Raw genomic sequence first — 15,717 nt, 5'->3', positions numbered from 1 at the left:
ACCAGGCGCATGAGGGCGGCAGATTCTTCAGCAGGGCTGGGCTCGCGGAACGAGCGGTTCGGGTCGATGGCGTCGAAATTCCAGCGGTGGATGCGCTCGTACGACCACGGGCTCACGCAGGGCACCACCAGCAGATTGGCCCGCCCCGTATAGGCCTGGGCATGCTGTTCCACAAAGCGCAGCGCGCCGTGCACGCCGCTGGTTTCGTAGCCGTGCACACCACCGGTGACCAGCACGGCCGGCAATTCAGGCTTCCAGTCGCGGCTGCGCAGAGCGAGCAAGGGGTAGCGTTCCTCGGCATACACCACCTCGCCATAGCTCGATACGTCAAAGCGGGAACGCAACCGGTCAATGGCGCCCTGGACGTCGTCTCGATGGCTGCGCTTGCGCACCTGCCGCAAACGCCACGCGGCCAGCTCGGCCGCACCCCAGGGTTGGCCAGGGGTGCCAATGGGATAGAGGGCAGCTTGGGTCATGGAGGTCTCGATATGTCCTGGGGATCTGCAGGTGTGTGCTCAACTCATTGCGTTGCGCCGGCTCCCAGCAACTGATCTTCCTGCACCTTCAGCGCGCTGCGCACACATACCCGCAGGCCGCGCACGATGTCGTCCAGCGCCATGCTGGGCGTGCCCTGTTCCGGCAGCCACGGCACGTGCACGAAGCCACCGCGCGTGTGCCGCAAGGCGGGGTTCGTCGTCAGCGTGTGCATCAGCGCATAAAACACGTGGTTGCAGACGTAGGTGCCTGCCGTCTGCGACACCTCGGCGGCAATGCCTTCGCGCCGCAGCGCGGCGAGCATGGCCTTGATGGGCAGGCCCGTGAAGTAGGCGGCAGGCGCGCCCTGCACAACGGGCGTATCGATGGGCTGGGTGCCTGCGTTGTCGGCGATGGGCGCGTCGTTCACGTTGATGGCCACGCGTTCCAGCGACAGCGCACCACGCCCAGCGGCCTGCCCGACGCAGATGACCAGCGCCGGCTTGTGTTCGACCAGCAGCGCCTGCAGGGCAGGCAGCGACGCGTCGAACACGGTGGGCAGTTGCGCGGCCACCGTCTTGTGACCCAGCACCCGTCGGCCATGCAGCGCTTTCACGGCCAGCCAGCTGGGGTTGAGCGATTCGCCACCGAAGGCGTCGAAACCTGTGAGCAGGACGATGGACATCAGCGCCGGGCCACCCGGCCGCGGATGTCGACCAGCTTGGCCTGCAGGCGGCGGTGGTTCTCCGGGCCAACGCGCAGCAGGATCTTCTGTCCAGCGGAAAGCCCTTCCAGCGAGGGGTCGGCGAATTCGTAGCGCACCCAGGGGCGCGTGGAGGGCACCTCGCCCTTGACCTCCACCAGCGACACGGCCAGAGGTTCGTTGCGCACCGGCGTGGCGATCAGGTGGTCCAGAACCTGCACGAGCCGGTCGTTGAAGTAGCGCCCTGGGAAGCCCAGCTCTTCATAGGCCTGCTGGAACAGCGGGTAGAGGCGGCGGTACAGCACGACAGCCTTCGCGGAGTCCACCGATTCGACCAGGGCCACGAAGGGTGCATAGCGTTTCGCGTTGTCGGGGTGGATGGTTTCCGTCGCGCCGTCGGCGCTGCGCTGCGTGCTGAACCGCTGCGGCGTGGGGTTGACGGGCCACACCATCACCGGCGCCTGCGGCCGCGCGAGGTTGTCCACGGTGGCCACGGCACGGCGCACGAAGCCATCAAGCTGCAGGAATGTGAGCACGTTCTTGCGCGTGAGCAGCTCGGTGAGCCGCTCGGTCACGTAGGCGTCGGCATCGGCCAGTGCGGGCATGGGGGCCTGCTGGCCGGCGCCTTCTTCCGCCACAGGGGCTTCGACAGGGTGCTCGATCGGCGGCGGCGATGGCGCGGGAGGCACCTCGGGGGCGATCGGGGTGGGCTGCACCGCAGGCATGTCCACCGGCGCGGTGGCGGCGAGTTCCTCGCGCGGCTTGAATCGCTGCCAACCCAGGTAGCCGGCCACGATCAGCGCAACCACGACGCCCAGCGCGATGAGAAATGCGGGAATGCGGGAAGTTTGTCGGCGTTGTGTCATGCCTCGTCACCTTGGGGCGGGTTGAGAGGCTTCCCATCCTACACCGCTGTTTTTTTCAAGTGCCTGCAGCCGCTCGTGCGCATCGCTGCCGTGGTCCAGCGGTGCATTGCGCTTCGCGCTGAGGTAGTGCGCCGTGAACACGTCGAGCCAGTCGGCCAGTGCGCCGGCAGCGCGCGCCTCGCCGGCCAGTGCCAGGCACAGCGCCGCCACCTCCGAAGTGCAGAAGTGGTTGTCGCGCGCGGAACGGCGCAGGCGGTAGTTCGACACCACCTGTCCGGGCTGCAGGCTGAGCACGGGCAGGTGGTCCAGGTACGGGCTCTTGCGGAACATCTTGCGCGCCTCGGACCAGGTGCCGTCGAGCAGCACGAACAGCGGCTTCCTGCCGCCGTCCGCGGGCCCATCGTGGGTCATCACGGGCTCCAGGGTCGTCACCACCCGCTCGGGTGGCACGAACTCGCCGGGAAACACCAAGACAGGTTGCCACTGCGGGTCGGCCAGCAGGGCAGGCAGGCCCGGGTCCACCGCGGTGCGGGACCAGCCGAACGCCCAGGTGTCAGCCACCACGTCGGCCACCAGCCAGCCGGTGTTGCTGGGTTTGAGTGCCTCGATGTCGCCCATGACCAGGCACATACCGGCGCGCGTGGGCACCCGCGGTCGCCAGGCACACACGCAGTGGCTGGCGATCAACCGGCAGCAATCACAACGGCCACCGCCCGAGCCCCGGGCCACGAAGGGTTTGGCGCTGGCGGCCAGGCGCGCACTGCGCAGGCGGTGGACGGCGTGCCCGTCGGCACCTGACGGCGGTGGAACAGAAACAGGAGGCATGCGGCGAATGTAGCGACACGTGCAGGGCTTTTTCTTACATCTCGATACCGCTGCATCGCGGCCAGCCGGCCATTGGTGTGTTTCGTCGCCCTGTCGGGTCGCCGGGACTGCAACGGGCCCATGATGCGGGCCGAGATGTCCATATGACACAGAAAGCCCAGCCCACTCCCAAGTCGTCGCGGCGCCGCCGAGCAAGCCGCAAGAAGAAGTCCCACCCTTTGCTGTTCAACGGCATCGGCTCTCTGGTCGCCGGTGTCCTTCTCTGGCTGGTCTCGCTCGCCATGGGCGCGGAGGACAGCACCGCGTACGCGGCCAAGGCCTTGCTCGCGCCAGCCTGGATGGGCGTGGTGCTCGGCATCGGCCTGCTGATCGCGCATGGCGTGTCAAAACGCCGCGCCAAGGCTGAAGCGGCCATGCTGCTGCGACAGCACTCCACCTTCCTGGAGCCCATGCCGCGCTTGCCGCGCCAGCCAAAAAAACAGCAGGACAAGGTGCGCTTTGCCGCGCAACCCCGCTCATCCACCACAGGTCGATAGAGCGTGACATGCTGCATGCGCAGCGACGGCAGATCTGACAGGGTGCGGCCGGAGCCGCCCGGAGCGGTCCGGATAATCCGCGCATGCCCACCACTGAAATAGCCGTCTGGTCCGCCATGCTCGGCGGCTTGCTGACCCTTGCGGCACTGGCCCTGGCCGACGTGGTGCGCGGCCGCAACGTAGGCGCCTGGCGCAACCTGATGTTCGTGCTGATCACGGGCGCGAGCTGCGTGCTCATGACCGGGCTGCCCGAGGCTTTCTTTCCCGATCTTCCCGCGCGCCCGCTGATGGTGCTCAAGGCCGGGCTCGGCCCCCTCGCGGGCGCCATGGGCCTGTACTTCGTTGGCACCTGGCTCGGTGGCGCGCGCGAAGACAACCGAGCGCACCGGCTCACCGCGTTTGGCGGCGCCCTGCTGGTGCCGGTCGCGGTGGCCCTGATGGCCATCGGCAGCCAGATCGATCAGGCCCATTTCCACTTGCTGCTGTTGGCCAGCGCCGTGGTGAACATGGTGCCGGTGCTGGTGGCGCTGTGGGTGGCGTTGCGTGCGGCGCGGCTGGGTGACCCGCTGGCGCGCTGGATGGGCTGGGCCCTGGTGTGCCTGGCGTTCACCGTGCTCGGCCACTACCTCAACGGCTTCGAGCAGCTGGGCGTGGGCGGCCAGTTGCTCACGGCGGCGTTCACGGTGCTGTTCTTCCTGATGGCGTCCATGCTGGGCCTGTTCCGCAACCGGCAGTTGCGTGAACTCGCGCGCCTCTCGCGCCTGGAACAGGGCGCGGACCCAGCCACCGGCCTGCCCACCGGATCGGCGCTGCTGGCCGATGTGGAGCACGCATTCTGGCGCGCCGCGCGCCTGCAGAGCGAGTGCTCGGTGGTCTGTCTGTACGTGAGCAACCTGTATGAGCTGGCCGAATCGGTCGGGCCCGGCGTGGAACACCAGATCCTGGTGACGCTGGCTGCGCGCATCCGCCGCACGGCGGGTTTTCGCTGCATGGTGGGTCTGTACCATCCACGCTGCTTCGTGGTGGTGCTCTCGGCCAACCATGAAGAGGCCTCGGCGCGTGCCACCGCCGCGCGCATGGCGCTGACGGCATCGCACCCGATGGTGGTTTTCGACGAGCAGCGCGAGCGCCAGCCCTTCCGCCCCCGCGTGGGCCTGGGCATGGTTTCGGTCGATCCCGCCAGCGCCACGCCGATGGAGGCGATCAACGAGGCCGAACGCCGCGCGCTGGCCATGGCGGTGGAGAACACACCCCCGCGCGACAGCGAGCACGGCATCGTGACGCAGCCCGCGCCGCTGGGTTGAGACCACCATGACAGACGCCCTGCCCTTCAGCCCGGCCGCGGAGCGCAACAAGCAACCCATTCTGGACGTACTGCGCCTTGTGCTGCCGACGCAGGGCCTGGCGCTGGAGATCGCCGCCGGCACCGGGCAGCACGCCACCTGGTTCGCCGCCGGCCTGCCGGGCTGGACCTGGCAGCCCACCGAATTCGACACCGATGCCCTGCCCGCCATCGCCGCGCGCGCGGCGGCCGCGCGCGCGGCGGAACCGGCGGGCGGCGGCCTGGTGTGCGCGCCGCTGCGGCTGGACGTGATGGCGCCGGAATGGCCGTTCGAGGCGGCTGTGTTCGATGCGATCTACTGCGCCAACATGCTGCACATCTCGCCCTGGGCCACCTGCGCGGCGCTCATGAACGGCGCGGCGCGGCACCTGAGCACCGACGGCGTGCTGATCACCTACGGGCCGTACCTCGAGGACGGCGTGCCGACTTCGCCCGGCAACCTGGCGTTCGACGCCAGCCTGCGCGGACAGAACGCCGACTGGGGCATTCGCCGGCGCGAGGACGTGGAGCAGGTCGCGCGGCGCGCCGGGCTGCGCCTGAGGGAACGGCATGCCATGCCGGCCAACAACCTGTTGCTGGTCTGGGCTCGGGAACCCTGAGCGCCGTCTGGGCTCCATCCAGCCTCTCCTGTTGAACCATTCCGCCCGCCCCGCATGCTCAGAAGCCTCAAAGACCTGTTCGACAACCTCACCGCCAGCCTGACCGCGCCACCCGGTGCCCAGGGACCGGCCGAGGCAGCGCACACCCTGCAACTCGCCACCGCCGTGCTGCTGGTGGAAGTGATGCGCGCCGAACCCGCGCTGCAGGACAGCGAGCGCGACGCCGTGCTGGCCGCCCTGCGCCGCAAGTTCGCACTGCACGACGACGAGCTGCAACGCCTGATCGATCTGGCGCACGACACCGCGCACACCGCCTACGACTACCAGCGCTTCACCCGGCTGCTCAACGAACGCTTTTCGCAGGAGCAGAAGATCGCCGTGGTCGAAGCCATGTGGGAGGTGGCCTTCGCCGACGACCACCTGGACGCGCACGAACACCACGTCATCAGCAAGGTGGCGGGGCTGCTGCATGTGACGCATGGCGAATACATCGCGGCCAAGCTGCACGCGCAGGCCGCGATGAAAGGCTGAAGCCCCGGAGCGCGGCCGCAGCGCACAACCGGGTACAGAACTTTGCACCGCCGCCGGGTGGTGTTTACCGGGCGTTCACATGGGGCAGAGACGATGGAGTCTCACCAACCCCCAAGGAGAACGCTCCATGAAACCCCGAAACCTTGTTGTGTATGCCATCGCTGCCGCCTCGCTGGGCGTGAGCTCCCTGTCTTTCGCGCAAGGCCCGGGCCCGCGCTTCGAGACCGCGCACATGCAGCGCGTGGACGACCGGCGCGATGACCGCCGGGACTTCCGGCAAGACCGCCGCGACGACCGCCGCGATTTCAGGCATGAGCGTCGCGATGACCGGCGCGACTTCCGCCATTCGCGCAACGACCGTCATATCCATTACTACAACGCGCGTGGTCCGCAATTCCGCCGAGGCCACTACATCCCCTACGAGTACCGCAGCCGCCAGTACGTGGTGGTGAACCCGCGTGCCCACCGCCTGTACGCGCCACCGCGCGGCCACCAGTGGGTGCAGGTCGGCAGCGACTACGTGCTGGTCGCCATCGCCACCGGCCTGATCGCCAACCTGATCCTGAACCACTGAGTCTCTTCGCCCGGCGAAGTCCCACGCGCCGCGCATCCGCCAGTCGGGTGCGCGGCGCCTTTCCTCCAGCATGCTGGAGCGGCTTCCCCGACACAACGAGTGGCCGCGCAAAACGCGGCAGAATCGCGCCCATGAACATCCGCCACCTCACCCTCCCCCTGGTTGCCGCCTTCGCCCTGTCGCTGGCGGCCTGCTCGCAAGAAGCCTCCAACGACGCGACTGCGACGGCCTCTGCGGACAAGGCGCCCATCGCCATCACCGAGGCCTTCGACACGCTGGCCGCACAGGGCAAGGGCTTCACCGCGGGCGCCCTCATGAGCGCGCACACGGTCTACGTGTTGTTCGACCCCCAGTGCCCACACTGCGGCCATCTCTGGCAGTCGTCGATCCCGCTGCAGGGCAAGGTGAAATTTGTCTGGCTGCCGGTGGCGATCATGAACGCCAAGAGCGCACCGCAGGGCGCGGCCATCATGACCGCGGCCAACCCGGTGGAAACCATGAACGCGCACGAGAAGCAACTGCTCGCCGGCGAAGGCGGCATGTCGGCCTCCGCCAGCGTGCCGCCGGACGTGCTGCAGACGATCAAGACCAACACCGATTTGCTCGAACGCCTGGGCGCCACTTCTGTGCCGTTCATGGTGTCCAAGCACCAGCGCAGCGGTGCCGTCATCACGCAAAGCGGCGCTCTGGGCACCGAAGCACTGGCAGGCTTCCTGGGCATGGGACAGTAGCGCCACAACAGCGCCGAAAGCCTGCGCGCACGGGCCTTGAAACGCCCGTTTTGTCGCTTACCATCGGCGCTTCGAACCGCGTGTTGCGGTGGTCAATGGAGAACCCCATGGGCAAGGAACAGCGCAACGAGAAGATGAGCAAAAAGCCGAAAAAGGACACCTCGGTCCCCAAGGGCCCGGTCTCGTCCGACCGGCCGGTGGCACCGGTCACGGCCGTCATGCCGCGCGGCAAGGACAAGAACAAGTGAGCACCGCGCCATGAAGGCGACCTGGAACGGCGTGACCATCGCCGAGAGCGACGACACCGTGCTGGTGGAGGGCAACCACTACTTTCCCGACAGCGCGCTCAACCGCGACTACGTCACCTTCAGCAATCACCGCACCAGCTGCCCCTGGAAGGGCCAGGCCAGCTACTACTCGCTGCTGGTCAACGGTGAGCTCAATACCGATGCCGCCTGGTACTACCCCGACCCCAAGCCCGAGGCCGAGATGATCCGCGGGCGCGTGGCGTTCTGGAAAGGTGTGAAGGTCGAGGCCTGAGACCTTTCACCCGCCGGTTCGGCTGTAAGCATTTGCCCGCACCGCCGACCAAAGGCACATGAACCTGCCGGGCCTGCTCCTGATCCTGTGTTGCCTGGCCGGCGCCAGGGCCATGGCCATGGACCTGCGCATCGAACCGGCCCGCGCAAACTGCGACCAGGACACACCGCCGCCCCCCGAACCGCCCGCCGCCGCCGCACAACGCATTCCCGAGAGCCAGGCCGTGGCCGGCTCGCGTGGGCTGGCCTGGGTGTGGCTGGCCGACCCCACGCGGCGCTACCCCCACGGCGCACTGGGCTCGGGTGTGCACGCCGGCAGCGTGCAGGCACTGGCGGTCGCCGCGCCCGGTGCCGCGCCGCAGACCGTGCGCTACACCTTGCCCCTGCACCGCGTCTTCGAGGACCGCGTGCCGCGCCTGGTGGATCTGGACCAGGACGGCCGCGACGAGATCCTCCTGATCGAAGCCGACGCGCTGCGTGGCGCCGCGCTGGTGCTGCTCGGTCTGCGCTGGACGGCCACCGGGCCCGAGCTGTTCGAACAGGCGCGAGGCCCCTACGCGGGCACTTCCTTCCGCTGGCTCAACCCGGTGGGCGTGGCCGATTTTGATGGCGACGGCCGGCTCGACGTGGCCAGCGTGACCACCCCGCACGTGGGTGGCGTGCTCACGCTGCACCACGTGCGCCCTCCCGATCTGGTGCCCTTCGCCAAAGCCATGGATGTGTCCAACCACCGCATGGGCGCGCTGGAACAGCGACTGGCGGTGATCGTGCACCAGCCGCCGGCACGACCTGCCATCGTGGTGCCCGACATGACGCGCCAGGCGCTGCAGGCCTTGCGCTGGGAGGCGCCCGGTCGCTGGCAGGAGATGCCCGCCGTCCAGCCCATGCCGGCGCTGGTGGAGCGGCTGCTGCCCCTGCCGCAGGGGGCCTGTGCCCTGCTTGCCGACGGCAGCCACTGGCGCGTGACGCTGCTGCCCTGAGCGACGCCCGCGTTCAGCGCCGGTCCGGCTTGCGCGGCTTGCTGGTGCGCGCCCGCTTGCGGCCCTGGCGTTCGGCGTCGGCCTGCTGCCCCGCGCGCAGCCACTGGGTGAACTGCTCGGGCGTCTCCAGCGTGATGCGACCCAGCGCGTTGCTGCGAAAGTCCGCAATCACCAGTTCGGCGGCCTTCTGCCAGTTCACCGCACCACCGCCGGCAAGCGCGCCGCGCTTGCGACCGATGGCTTCCAGCAAGGCTTCGTCGGGCAGGGCGGCGATGTCCTCGGGCGCGAGGCCAAGCTTGTAGCGCGCCTCCAGCAGCGGCGCATACGACAGCTTGAGTTTGCCCAGCAGTTCAAGCGCCACCTCCTGGTCGTCGTAGGCGTTGCGCCCCACCGCGCCGCTGGCCGCCAGGTTGAAGCCGCTCTCGGGCACCACGATGCGCGGCCAGAGCATGCCGGGTGTATCGAACAGGTAGAAGTCGTCGGCCAGCGCGATGCGCTGCTCGGTGCGCGTGACGCCGGCCTCGTCACCGGTCTTGGCCGAGCGCTTGCCCATGAAGGTGTTGATGAGCGTGGACTTGCCGACGTTGGGAATGCCGCAGATCAGCACGCGCATGGGCTTGACCATGCCACCGCGCCGGGGCGCGAGTTCGAAGCACGACGCGATGATGGCGCGCGCCGGCGCCGTGACGCTGGCGTCCAGCGCAATGGCGCGGGTGTCGGGTTGCGCGTTGTAGTGGGCGAGCCAGAGCGCGGTGCGCGCCGGATCCGCCATGTCCTGCTTGTTGATCACCTTGAGCGTGGGCTTGCCCGCGGTGAGTTCACCGAGCAGCGGGTTGGCGCTGGAGCCGGGCAGGCGCGCGTCTAGCATCTCGATGACGACGTCGATGTCCTTCACGCGCTCGGTGATGGCCTTGCGCGTAAGGTGCATGTGCCCGGGAAACCACTGGATGCTCATCGGCTGGGGGAACGCTGTTCGAAAGGGGCAAAGCGGCGATTGTGCCTTGGTGTAATTCCCGGGGTTCGGGCGCCCCGCCCGTCCCTACAATGATTTCCACTTCCAATACCGAGGGGCCCGCATGAGCATCACCGTCAAGATCGACCTGGGCTACGAATTCGACGTCAAGGCCAAGGCCGCCGAGGTGTTCGAGGTGCTCTCCGACGTGCCGGAATCGGTCAGCCACTTTCCCAAGGTGGAGAAACTGACCGACCTCGGCGACGGCGTCTACCAGTGGGAGATGGAAAAGGTCGGCACCGCGCAGGTGAACATCCAGACCGTGTACGCCAGCAAGTATGTGAGCGACAAGGCGCGCGGCACGGTGAAATGGACGCCCGTCAAGGGCGTGGGCAACGCGCAGGTGGGCGGCAGCTGGAAGATCGTGGACAACAAGAAGTCCACCGGCCTGACGCTGGCCATCCAGGGCCAGATCGAGGTGCCGCTGCCCGGGCTGATGAAGATGGTGGTGGCGCCCGTGGTCGAGGGCGAGTTCGAGAAACTGGTCGAAAAATACATCGCCAACCTGATCAAGCGCTTCGGCGGAGAGGCCTGATCGGAGCACCCCCCGCCGCGCTGCGCGCGTCCCCCCTCAAGGGGGGCGACACCTTGGGCCGGCGGAGCCGGACCCTCGGTGTCCCTGGATCGCTTCGGCTCAGGCAGTCAGGTGCTGCTTGAAGAACGCCAGCGTGCGCTCCCAAGCCAGGCGGGCGGCGGCGGCATCGAAGCGGGGCGTGGTGTCGTTGTTGAAGCCGTGCTGCGTGCCCGGGTACTGGTGCGCGGTGTAGCGCACGCCGGCGGCCTTGAGTGCCGCCTCGTAGGCGGGCCAGGCCGAGTTGATGCGATCGTCCATGGCCGCGAAATGGATCAGCAGCGGCGCCTTGACCTTCGCGGCGGCTTCCACCGGCGGGTGGTTGCCGTAGAACGGCACCGCCGCCGCGAGATCGGGCAGCTCGGTGGACAGCATGTGCGCGATGCCGCCGCCGTAGCAGAAACCCACCACGCCAACGCGCCCATTGCCGTCGGGGCGGGCCTTGAGCGCGGCGGCAGAGGCCAGGAAGTCTTGCCTCGTCTTGCTCTGGTCGAGCTGGGCAAAGAGCGCGCGGGCCTTGTCCTCGTCTCCAGGGTAGCCGCCCAGCGGCGTGAGCGCGTCGGGCGCGAAGGCCAGGTAGCCGTCCAGCGCGAGGCGGCGCGCGATGTCCTCGATGTGCGGATTCAGGCCCCGGTTCTCATGCACCACCAGCACGCACGGCAGCTTGCCACCCGCGGGCATCGCCGCGGGCTGAGCGACATAGGCCTTGATCGTCCCGTAGCCCTGCGGTGAAGACACGTTCACTGTCGCGGTCTTCAGGCGCGTGTCGTTGGGGGGCACCACCTGCGCGGCGGCAAAGTTCGGGCTGAGCGCGGCCAGCAGGCCGGCGGCGGTGACGCCGCCCACGGCGAACTTCGAGGCGCGGTCGAGAAACCCGCGCCGGTCGATATCCCCGTGCACGTAGGCGTCAAAGAGGATGAGCAGTTCCTGGTCGAAGTCGGCGGCGGTCAGGCGGGGTGTGGTCATGGCGGGCTCCGGCGAAAACCGCAGGATAGGGCGGGCATGCATCCCCGTGCGCAAGGCCCTGCGACCGGTGCGGGCTATGCGCCCGCTCAGGCGGTGACGGCCGTGGCCTGCGTGCGGGGCCGGCCCAGGCGCGCGGGCGAGACGTACTCCTGGCGGTAGATCTCGAAGGGCATGGAATCGGCCAGTTCGATCGCGCGCTGGTCTTCGACCGACTGGGCGGCCATGGCCTCGTACCGGGCCTGCTGCTTGCTGCTCCAGGGCAGGCCCAGCAGATGCTGGTGGGTGGCGAGCGACTGCGCGCGGGCGAACGCGACGAAGGAGTCGTCGTGCTCGGCGTGCATGGCCTGCAACACGCGGGCCGAAGGCAGCGTGTCGGGCTGCAGCAGCGCCTTGTGCGCCAGGGCCACGGCCTCGCCGTGCGCCTGACCACCTTCGACGGCATCAAGCGCGGCCGCGATCGGCTCCAGCTGCGTGAGCAATTCGGTGCCCCACTGGATCAGCGGCACGCTCTGGCCGGCGCGCGTGAGCAGCAGCCCGGGTTCGCGGCCCCGCGCGGCGGTGAGGTGCTGGTTCTGCGCCAGTTCGCGGATCTCGGCCGGCGTGTCGGGTGGGCTGTCCGAGAGCAGGCAGTGCAGCAGGAACACGTCGAGGAAGCGCAGCGTGGACGCGCCAATGCCGATGGGCTCGAAGGGGTCGAGGTCCATCAGGCGGACCTCGATGTATTCCACGCCGCGCTCGCGCAGCGCGTGCAGCGGTCGTTCGCCAGGGAAGATCACGCGCTTGGGCCGGATGGTGCCGTAGAACTCGTTCTCGATCTGCAGCAGCGTGGTGGCAAGCTGGTTGTAGTCACCGCCCGGGTTGCGGATGCCCACCGCTTCGTAAGCCGGCCAGGGGCGCGTGAGGGCGTCGTGCAGCGAAGCGGCGTAGCCTTCCAGGCCGTTGTAGCTCACCGCCAGCGTGGCCTGGGCCTCGCTCTGGTAGCCCAGGCGGCCCATGCGCAGCGAGGTGCCGTGCGGCATGTACAGCGTGCCATTGCCCCCGAGCTTCTGCAGCTCGTGTTCACGGCCTTCGACAAAGGTGGAGCACAGCGCCGGCGAGGCGCCGAACAGCGTGAGCAACAGAAAGGCGTGGCGGCGGAAGTTGCGGATGAGGGCGAAGTAGCCGTCGTTGTCCACGCCGGGCAGCGACCAGTTGTAGTGGATGCCCGAGATGGTCTGCATGCGCCGCCCATAGCGGTGCGCCAGGCCCATGCGGTAGACGCTTTTGGCGCGCCCGACGTTGGACGAGCCGTAGCGCCCGATCGGGATGGTCTCATCAGGCGGCAGGCCGCAGGGCATGCTGGACGCCCACATCATTTCCTCGCCCTGGGCACGCAGGCTGCGCACCGTGTACTGGTGCACCTCGGTGAGTTCGGCCAGGCAGGACTCGACGCTGCCATGCACACCGGTGATGAGCTCGAGCTGCGACTCACTGTAGTCGGTGGTGATGTGCGGGTGGGTGAGCGCGCTGCCCAGTGCCGACGGGTGGGGCGTGAGGGCCAGCCTGCCATCCGCCTGCGAGCGCAGGCTTTCTTTTTCGAGGCCGCGACGCATGCCGCGCAGGCGCTCACCCGTGAGGGTGGCCAGCCGTTGTTCTGGAGAGGTCATACAGGCGTCGTGGTTCGGGTCCGGGGCCGGAAGTTACCACGCCGGCGCCATTTCTGCAGGCGGCAGAACGATCGCCTCTGTGCTAGGAATTTCAATGTCGATTTGCGCGCGGCGCAGCCAGGCCTCGATGGCCACGGGCTCGTTGAGCAGGCGCAGTTCGTCGAAGGCGGCCTGCGCCTGGGGGTAGCGCCGGCGCAGGTAGTTCAGCCACTGCTTGAGGCGGCCCGCGCGGTGGCGACGTTCGACGCGCGCGCTCACCTGTTGCCAGAACAGCTGGAACAGCGGCGGCAACACGGCCCACGGCACACCGCCCTGCCCCTTGATGGCCAGCGCCAGGCCGGGGTCGGTCACCATGCCGCGGCCGATCATCAGGTGCTCGCAGCCGGTCACTTCGCGGCAGCGCAGCGCGTCGGCCACGGTCCAGATCTCGCCGTTGGCGATCACCGGGACGCGCAGGTGCGCGGGCAGCGAGGCGCGCACCTCGGCAAGCCGGTCCCAGTACGCGGGCGGACGGTAGCCGTGGGCCTTGGTGCGGGCATGGATCACAAGCTCATCGGCACCGGCTTGGGCAATCGCATGGGCGCATTCCTCGGCACGCACGTCGTCGTTGAAGCCCAGCCGCATCTTGGCCGACACCGGCACCTGCGCGGGCACGGCGCGGCGCACGGCGGCGACGATGCGCCCGATCAGCTCGGGTTCGTCCAGCAGCACCGCACCGCCCCGGCTCTGGTTCACCGTCTTCGCGGGGCAACCGAAGTTGAGGTCGATGCCGTGCGGGCCCAGGCCGGCCAGGCGCGCGGCGTTCTCGGCCAGCAGGCTCGGGTCGGAACCCAGCAGCTGAGCGCGCACCGGCACACCGGCGCGCGTGCGCCCGCCGTTGAGCAGTTCGGGCACCACGCGGATGAAGGCGCGTTCGGGCAACACGGTGTTGGTGACGCGGATGAACTCGCTCACGCAGCGGTCGATGCCGCCGGTGCGCGTGAGCACGTCGCGCAGGGTCGCGTCGAGCAGTCCTTCCATGGGGGCGAGCAGCAGCATGGGGCGTATTGTCCTTTGGCGGGACAATGCCCGCATGTCCCTGTGTTTTTCTCCGGCAGCTCCGGTCATCGGCGGGTGGGGTGGCCGGCTCCGCTCATGTCCCCCGAGGCGGCTGCGCCGCCTCTCCTCCTTGACTTCGCTGCGCCGGTCACCCCACCCGCCAATGACCTCGTGGGTGCCCGAACATCTGGCGCGTGCTCGCAGCTTCTGGCCCGGGAGCGCGCGGCGCTCTGTGGAGCGAAATCAAGGAGGAGGCGGCACCAGCCGCCGGGGGACATTCGCGGAACAGAGCGCCGCACGCTTCCGAGCCCGCGAGGTGCAACGAGCGACACCCGGATGAGCACCCCGCAAGTGATCCACGAAGACGACCACCTGATCGTCCTGGACAAACCCGCCGGACTCCTGGCCGTCCCGGGAAAAGGCCCCGACAAACAGGACTGCCTGAGCGCCCGGGCCCAGGCCCGCTGGCCCGACGCACTCGTGGTGCACCGGCTCGACATGTCCACCTCCGGCCTGGTGGTGATGGCGCGCGGCCTCGAGGCACAACGCGCCCTCAGCCGCGCCTTCGAACAGCGCGAGGTCCACAAGCGCTACACCGCCGTCGTGGCCGGCACACTGAACAACCCGCAGCCCGACAACGGCTGGAACACCATCGGCCTGCCCATCACCATCGACTGGCCGAACCGCCCGCGCAGCATCGTGAGCCACGAGCTGGGCAAACCCAGCGTGACGCGCTGGCGACTGGCACCCACCCCGCCGCAAAGCCCGGCGCTGCACACGGGCATCGCGACGCGGGTAGAACTCGAACCCGTGACCGGGCGCACGCACCAGTTGCGCGTGCACCTGCAGGCCATCGGCCATGCCATCCTGGGCGACCCCCTGTACGCGACACCGGAGCAGCAGGCCCAGGCGCCCCGCCTCCTGCTGCATGCCCATCACCTGACCTTGCCGCACCCGCAAACCGGCGCGGCAATGGCATTCACCAGCCCCTGCCCTTTCTGAGAACCCCATGTCCCAACGTCACCTCACCATCCTCACAGGCGCCTCGCGCGGCAGTTGCCTGGCCATGGCCAGGCAACTGCTCTCGCCCACGCGCGAACTGCTGTGCCTCTCGCGCGGCATCAACCCCGCGCTGGCCGACCAGGCGCAGCGGGTGGACGCGCACCTGACCCAATGGGCGCAGGACCTGGCGGACACCACCGGCGCGGCCGCGCGCCTGCAGCAATGGCTGCAGGGCCTGGATGTCAACAGTTTCGCCAGCGCCACGCTGATCAACAACGCCGGCGTGGTGCCGCGCATCGGCCCGCTCGAACAGTGCCCGCCCGACGAACTCGCCAACGCGCTGCGCGTGGGGCTGGAAGCGCCAATCCAGCTCAGCGCCGCCTTCCTGCGCGTCACCGGGGCCTGGGTGGACGCGGGCTGGCGCGGCCCGCGCAAACTGCTCAACATCTCCTCCGGCCTGGGGCGCAGCGCCATGGCCGCGCAAGCACCCTACTGCGCGGCCAAGGCCGGCATGGACCACTTCACGCGCTGCAGCGCGCTCGACGAAGCGCAGCGCGCACACGGTGCGAAGCTGGTGTCGCTCGCACCCGGCGTGATCGACACCGACATGCAGACCCACCTGCGCGCCGGCGACCCGGGCGCCTTTCCCGATCGCCAGCGCTTCATGGAACTCCAGAGCAAAGGCCTGCTCACCTCACCGGAAGACGCCGCCGCGCGTGTGCTCGCCTGGCTGGATCGCCCCGACTTCGGCGCGAACCCCGTGGCGGACGTGCGCGACTGAC

General features: G+C 68.9%; 19 protein-coding genes and 1 pseudogene. 12 read left to right on the top strand and 8 right to left on the bottom strand.

What is annotated here, in order from left to right; genetic code table 11:
* The 4 genes and pseudogenes from AB7P10_RS06865 to AB7P10_RS06850 form a co-directional block, all read right to left on the bottom strand.
* Nucleotides 1-476 (bottom strand): annotated as a pseudogene (locus AB7P10_RS06865) (peptidase); the annotation flags it as partial.
* 44 nt (nucleotides 477-520) lie between these two features.
* On the bottom strand, nucleotides 521-1,159 hold the full coding sequence (gene pcp, locus AB7P10_RS06860; RefSeq protein WP_428293087.1) for a pyroglutamyl-peptidase I: 639 nt from the start codon (nucleotides 1,157-1,159) through the stop codon (nucleotides 521-523).
* A complete protein-coding gene (locus AB7P10_RS06855) occupies nucleotides 1,159-2,043 on the bottom strand; it encodes a DUF3014 domain-containing protein (protein WP_428293086.1) in 885 nt (294 codons plus the stop codon). The genes pcp and AB7P10_RS06855 overlap by 1 nt, the downstream gene beginning before the upstream one ends.
* Nucleotides 2,044-2,049: 6 nt before the next feature.
* Complete coding sequence (locus tag AB7P10_RS06850) at nucleotides 2,050-2,868, bottom strand: tRNA-uridine aminocarboxypropyltransferase (protein ID WP_428293085.1); 819 nt, start codon at nucleotides 2,866-2,868, stop codon at nucleotides 2,050-2,052.
* A 143-nt stretch (nucleotides 2,869-3,011) separates the two neighbouring features.
* Between AB7P10_RS06850 and AB7P10_RS06845 the strand changes: the two genes are divergently transcribed.
* The 9 genes from AB7P10_RS06845 (at nucleotide 3,012) to AB7P10_RS06805 (ending at nucleotide 8,700) form a co-directional block, all read left to right on the top strand.
* A complete protein-coding gene (locus AB7P10_RS06845; RefSeq protein WP_428293084.1) occupies nucleotides 3,012-3,404 on the top strand; it encodes a hypothetical protein in 393 nt (130 codons plus the stop codon).
* Nucleotides 3,405-3,487: 83 nt separating this feature from the next.
* Nucleotides 3,488-4,708, top strand: a complete 1,221-nt coding sequence (locus tag AB7P10_RS06840; protein WP_428293083.1) for a diguanylate cyclase domain-containing protein — start codon at nucleotides 3,488-3,490, stop codon at nucleotides 4,706-4,708.
* A gap of 7 nt (nucleotides 4,709-4,715) precedes the next feature.
* Nucleotides 4,716-5,345: a DUF938 domain-containing protein gene (locus AB7P10_RS06835; RefSeq protein ID WP_428293082.1), complete on the top strand. Its 630-nt coding sequence runs from the start codon at nucleotides 4,716-4,718 to the stop codon at nucleotides 5,343-5,345.
* Nucleotides 5,346-5,399: 54 nt separating this feature from the next.
* Nucleotides 5,400-5,876: a TerB family tellurite resistance protein gene (locus AB7P10_RS06830; RefSeq protein WP_428293081.1), complete on the top strand. Its 477-nt coding sequence runs from the start codon at nucleotides 5,400-5,402 to the stop codon at nucleotides 5,874-5,876.
* 127 nt (nucleotides 5,877-6,003) lie between these two features.
* The gene (locus AB7P10_RS06825) at nucleotides 6,004-6,450 is read left to right on the top strand and encodes an RcnB family protein (RefSeq protein WP_428293080.1); all 447 of its coding nucleotides are present in this window, start codon (nucleotides 6,004-6,006) and stop codon (nucleotides 6,448-6,450) included.
* 131 nt (nucleotides 6,451-6,581) lie between these two features.
* On the top strand, nucleotides 6,582-7,181 hold the full coding sequence (locus tag AB7P10_RS06820; RefSeq protein WP_428293079.1) for a DsbC family protein: 600 nt from the start codon (nucleotides 6,582-6,584) through the stop codon (nucleotides 7,179-7,181).
* 107 nt (nucleotides 7,182-7,288) lie between these two features.
* Nucleotides 7,289-7,429, top strand: a complete 141-nt coding sequence (locus tag AB7P10_RS06815; RefSeq protein ID WP_428293078.1) for a hypothetical protein — start codon at nucleotides 7,289-7,291, stop codon at nucleotides 7,427-7,429.
* Nucleotides 7,430-7,439: 10 nt separating this feature from the next.
* Nucleotides 7,440-7,721, top strand: a complete 282-nt coding sequence (locus tag AB7P10_RS06810) for a DUF427 domain-containing protein (protein WP_428293077.1) — start codon at nucleotides 7,440-7,442, stop codon at nucleotides 7,719-7,721.
* A 58-nt stretch (nucleotides 7,722-7,779) separates the two neighbouring features.
* Nucleotides 7,780-8,700 (top strand): FG-GAP repeat domain-containing protein, encoded by a 921-nt coding sequence (locus tag AB7P10_RS06805; RefSeq protein WP_428293076.1) that lies wholly within the window; start codon nucleotides 7,780-7,782, stop codon nucleotides 8,698-8,700.
* Between the two features lie 13 nt (nucleotides 8,701-8,713).
* Here AB7P10_RS06805 and ylqF read toward each other — a convergent pair whose 3' ends face one another.
* The gene (ylqF, locus tag AB7P10_RS06800) at nucleotides 8,714-9,655 is read right to left on the bottom strand and encodes a ribosome biogenesis GTPase YlqF (protein WP_428293075.1); all 942 of its coding nucleotides are present in this window, start codon (nucleotides 9,653-9,655) and stop codon (nucleotides 8,714-8,716) included.
* Between the two features lie 121 nt (nucleotides 9,656-9,776).
* On the opposite strand from ylqF, the gene AB7P10_RS06795 reads away from it, so the two are divergent.
* Nucleotides 9,777-10,247, top strand: a complete 471-nt coding sequence (locus tag AB7P10_RS06795; RefSeq protein ID WP_428293074.1) for an SRPBCC family protein — start codon at nucleotides 9,777-9,779, stop codon at nucleotides 10,245-10,247.
* Between the two features lie 99 nt (nucleotides 10,248-10,346).
* On the opposite strand, the gene AB7P10_RS06790 is transcribed toward AB7P10_RS06795, so the two are convergent.
* From AB7P10_RS06790 to AB7P10_RS06780, 3 genes are all read right to left on the bottom strand, one after another.
* Nucleotides 10,347-11,249, bottom strand: coding sequence for a dienelactone hydrolase family protein (locus AB7P10_RS06790; RefSeq protein ID WP_428293073.1), 903 nt, complete (start codon nucleotides 11,247-11,249; stop codon nucleotides 10,347-10,349).
* 86 nt (nucleotides 11,250-11,335) lie between these two features.
* On the bottom strand, nucleotides 11,336-12,895 hold the full coding sequence (gene gshA, locus AB7P10_RS06785; protein WP_428293072.1) for a glutamate--cysteine ligase: 1,560 nt from the start codon (nucleotides 12,893-12,895) through the stop codon (nucleotides 11,336-11,338).
* A 33-nt stretch (nucleotides 12,896-12,928) separates the two neighbouring features.
* Nucleotides 12,929-13,933: a tRNA dihydrouridine synthase gene (locus AB7P10_RS06780; protein ID WP_428293071.1), complete on the bottom strand. Its 1,005-nt coding sequence runs from the start codon at nucleotides 13,931-13,933 to the stop codon at nucleotides 12,929-12,931.
* Between the two features lie 336 nt (nucleotides 13,934-14,269).
* Between AB7P10_RS06780 and AB7P10_RS06775 the strand changes: the two genes are divergently transcribed.
* Together AB7P10_RS06775 and AB7P10_RS06770 are read left to right on the top strand one after the other, a co-directional pair.
* Nucleotides 14,270-14,935: an RluA family pseudouridine synthase gene (locus AB7P10_RS06775; RefSeq protein ID WP_428293070.1), complete on the top strand. Its 666-nt coding sequence runs from the start codon at nucleotides 14,270-14,272 to the stop codon at nucleotides 14,933-14,935.
* 7 nt (nucleotides 14,936-14,942) lie between these two features.
* Nucleotides 14,943-15,716: an SDR family NAD(P)-dependent oxidoreductase gene (locus AB7P10_RS06770; protein ID WP_428293069.1), complete on the top strand. Its 774-nt coding sequence runs from the start codon at nucleotides 14,943-14,945 to the stop codon at nucleotides 15,714-15,716.
* Nucleotide 15,717 lies beyond the last annotated feature (1 nt).

Origin of the sequence: Hydrogenophaga sp. (assembly GCF_050182545.1) — a bacterium.
In the GTDB taxonomy this organism is placed as follows: domain Bacteria; phylum Pseudomonadota; class Gammaproteobacteria; order Burkholderiales; family Burkholderiaceae_C; genus Hydrogenophaga.
This window is presented reverse-complemented; position numbering and strand designations above follow the sequence as displayed.

Excerpts from the sequence above, each read along its gene's own strand:
- pcp (WP_428293087.1), bottom strand. The coding sequence starts at position 1,159 with ATGTCCATCGTCCTGCTCACAGGTTTCGACGCCTTCGGTGGCGAATCG.
- AB7P10_RS06855 (WP_428293086.1), bottom strand. The coding sequence starts at position 2,043 with ATGACACAACGCCGACAAACTTCCCGCATTCCCGCATTTCTCATCGCG.
- AB7P10_RS06850 (WP_428293085.1), bottom strand. The coding sequence starts at position 2,868 with ATGCCTCCTGTTTCTGTTCCACCGCCGTCAGGTGCCGACGGGCACGCC.
- AB7P10_RS06845 (WP_428293084.1), top strand. The coding sequence starts at position 3,012 with ATGACACAGAAAGCCCAGCCCACTCCCAAGTCGTCGCGGCGCCGCCGA.
- AB7P10_RS06840 (WP_428293083.1), top strand. The coding sequence starts at position 3,488 with ATGCCCACCACTGAAATAGCCGTCTGGTCCGCCATGCTCGGCGGCTTG.
- AB7P10_RS06835 (WP_428293082.1), top strand. The coding sequence starts at position 4,716 with ATGACAGACGCCCTGCCCTTCAGCCCGGCCGCGGAGCGCAACAAGCAA.
- AB7P10_RS06830 (WP_428293081.1), top strand. The coding sequence starts at position 5,400 with ATGCTCAGAAGCCTCAAAGACCTGTTCGACAACCTCACCGCCAGCCTG.
- AB7P10_RS06825 (WP_428293080.1), top strand. The coding sequence starts at position 6,004 with ATGAAACCCCGAAACCTTGTTGTGTATGCCATCGCTGCCGCCTCGCTG.
- AB7P10_RS06820 (WP_428293079.1), top strand. The coding sequence starts at position 6,582 with ATGAACATCCGCCACCTCACCCTCCCCCTGGTTGCCGCCTTCGCCCTG.
- AB7P10_RS06815 (WP_428293078.1), top strand. The coding sequence starts at position 7,289 with ATGGGCAAGGAACAGCGCAACGAGAAGATGAGCAAAAAGCCGAAAAAG.
- AB7P10_RS06810 (WP_428293077.1), top strand. The coding sequence starts at position 7,440 with ATGAAGGCGACCTGGAACGGCGTGACCATCGCCGAGAGCGACGACACC.
- AB7P10_RS06805 (WP_428293076.1), top strand. The coding sequence starts at position 7,780 with ATGAACCTGCCGGGCCTGCTCCTGATCCTGTGTTGCCTGGCCGGCGCC.
- ylqF (WP_428293075.1), bottom strand. The coding sequence starts at position 9,655 with ATGAGCATCCAGTGGTTTCCCGGGCACATGCACCTTACGCGCAAGGCC.
- AB7P10_RS06795 (WP_428293074.1), top strand. The coding sequence starts at position 9,777 with ATGAGCATCACCGTCAAGATCGACCTGGGCTACGAATTCGACGTCAAG.
- AB7P10_RS06790 (WP_428293073.1), bottom strand. The coding sequence starts at position 11,249 with ATGACCACACCCCGCCTGACCGCCGCCGACTTCGACCAGGAACTGCTC.
- gshA (WP_428293072.1), bottom strand. The coding sequence starts at position 12,895 with ATGACCTCTCCAGAACAACGGCTGGCCACCCTCACGGGTGAGCGCCTG.
- AB7P10_RS06780 (WP_428293071.1), bottom strand. The coding sequence starts at position 13,933 with ATGCTGCTGCTCGCCCCCATGGAAGGACTGCTCGACGCGACCCTGCGC.
- AB7P10_RS06775 (WP_428293070.1), top strand. The coding sequence starts at position 14,270 with ATGAGCACCCCGCAAGTGATCCACGAAGACGACCACCTGATCGTCCTG.
- AB7P10_RS06770 (WP_428293069.1), top strand. The coding sequence starts at position 14,943 with ATGTCCCAACGTCACCTCACCATCCTCACAGGCGCCTCGCGCGGCAGT.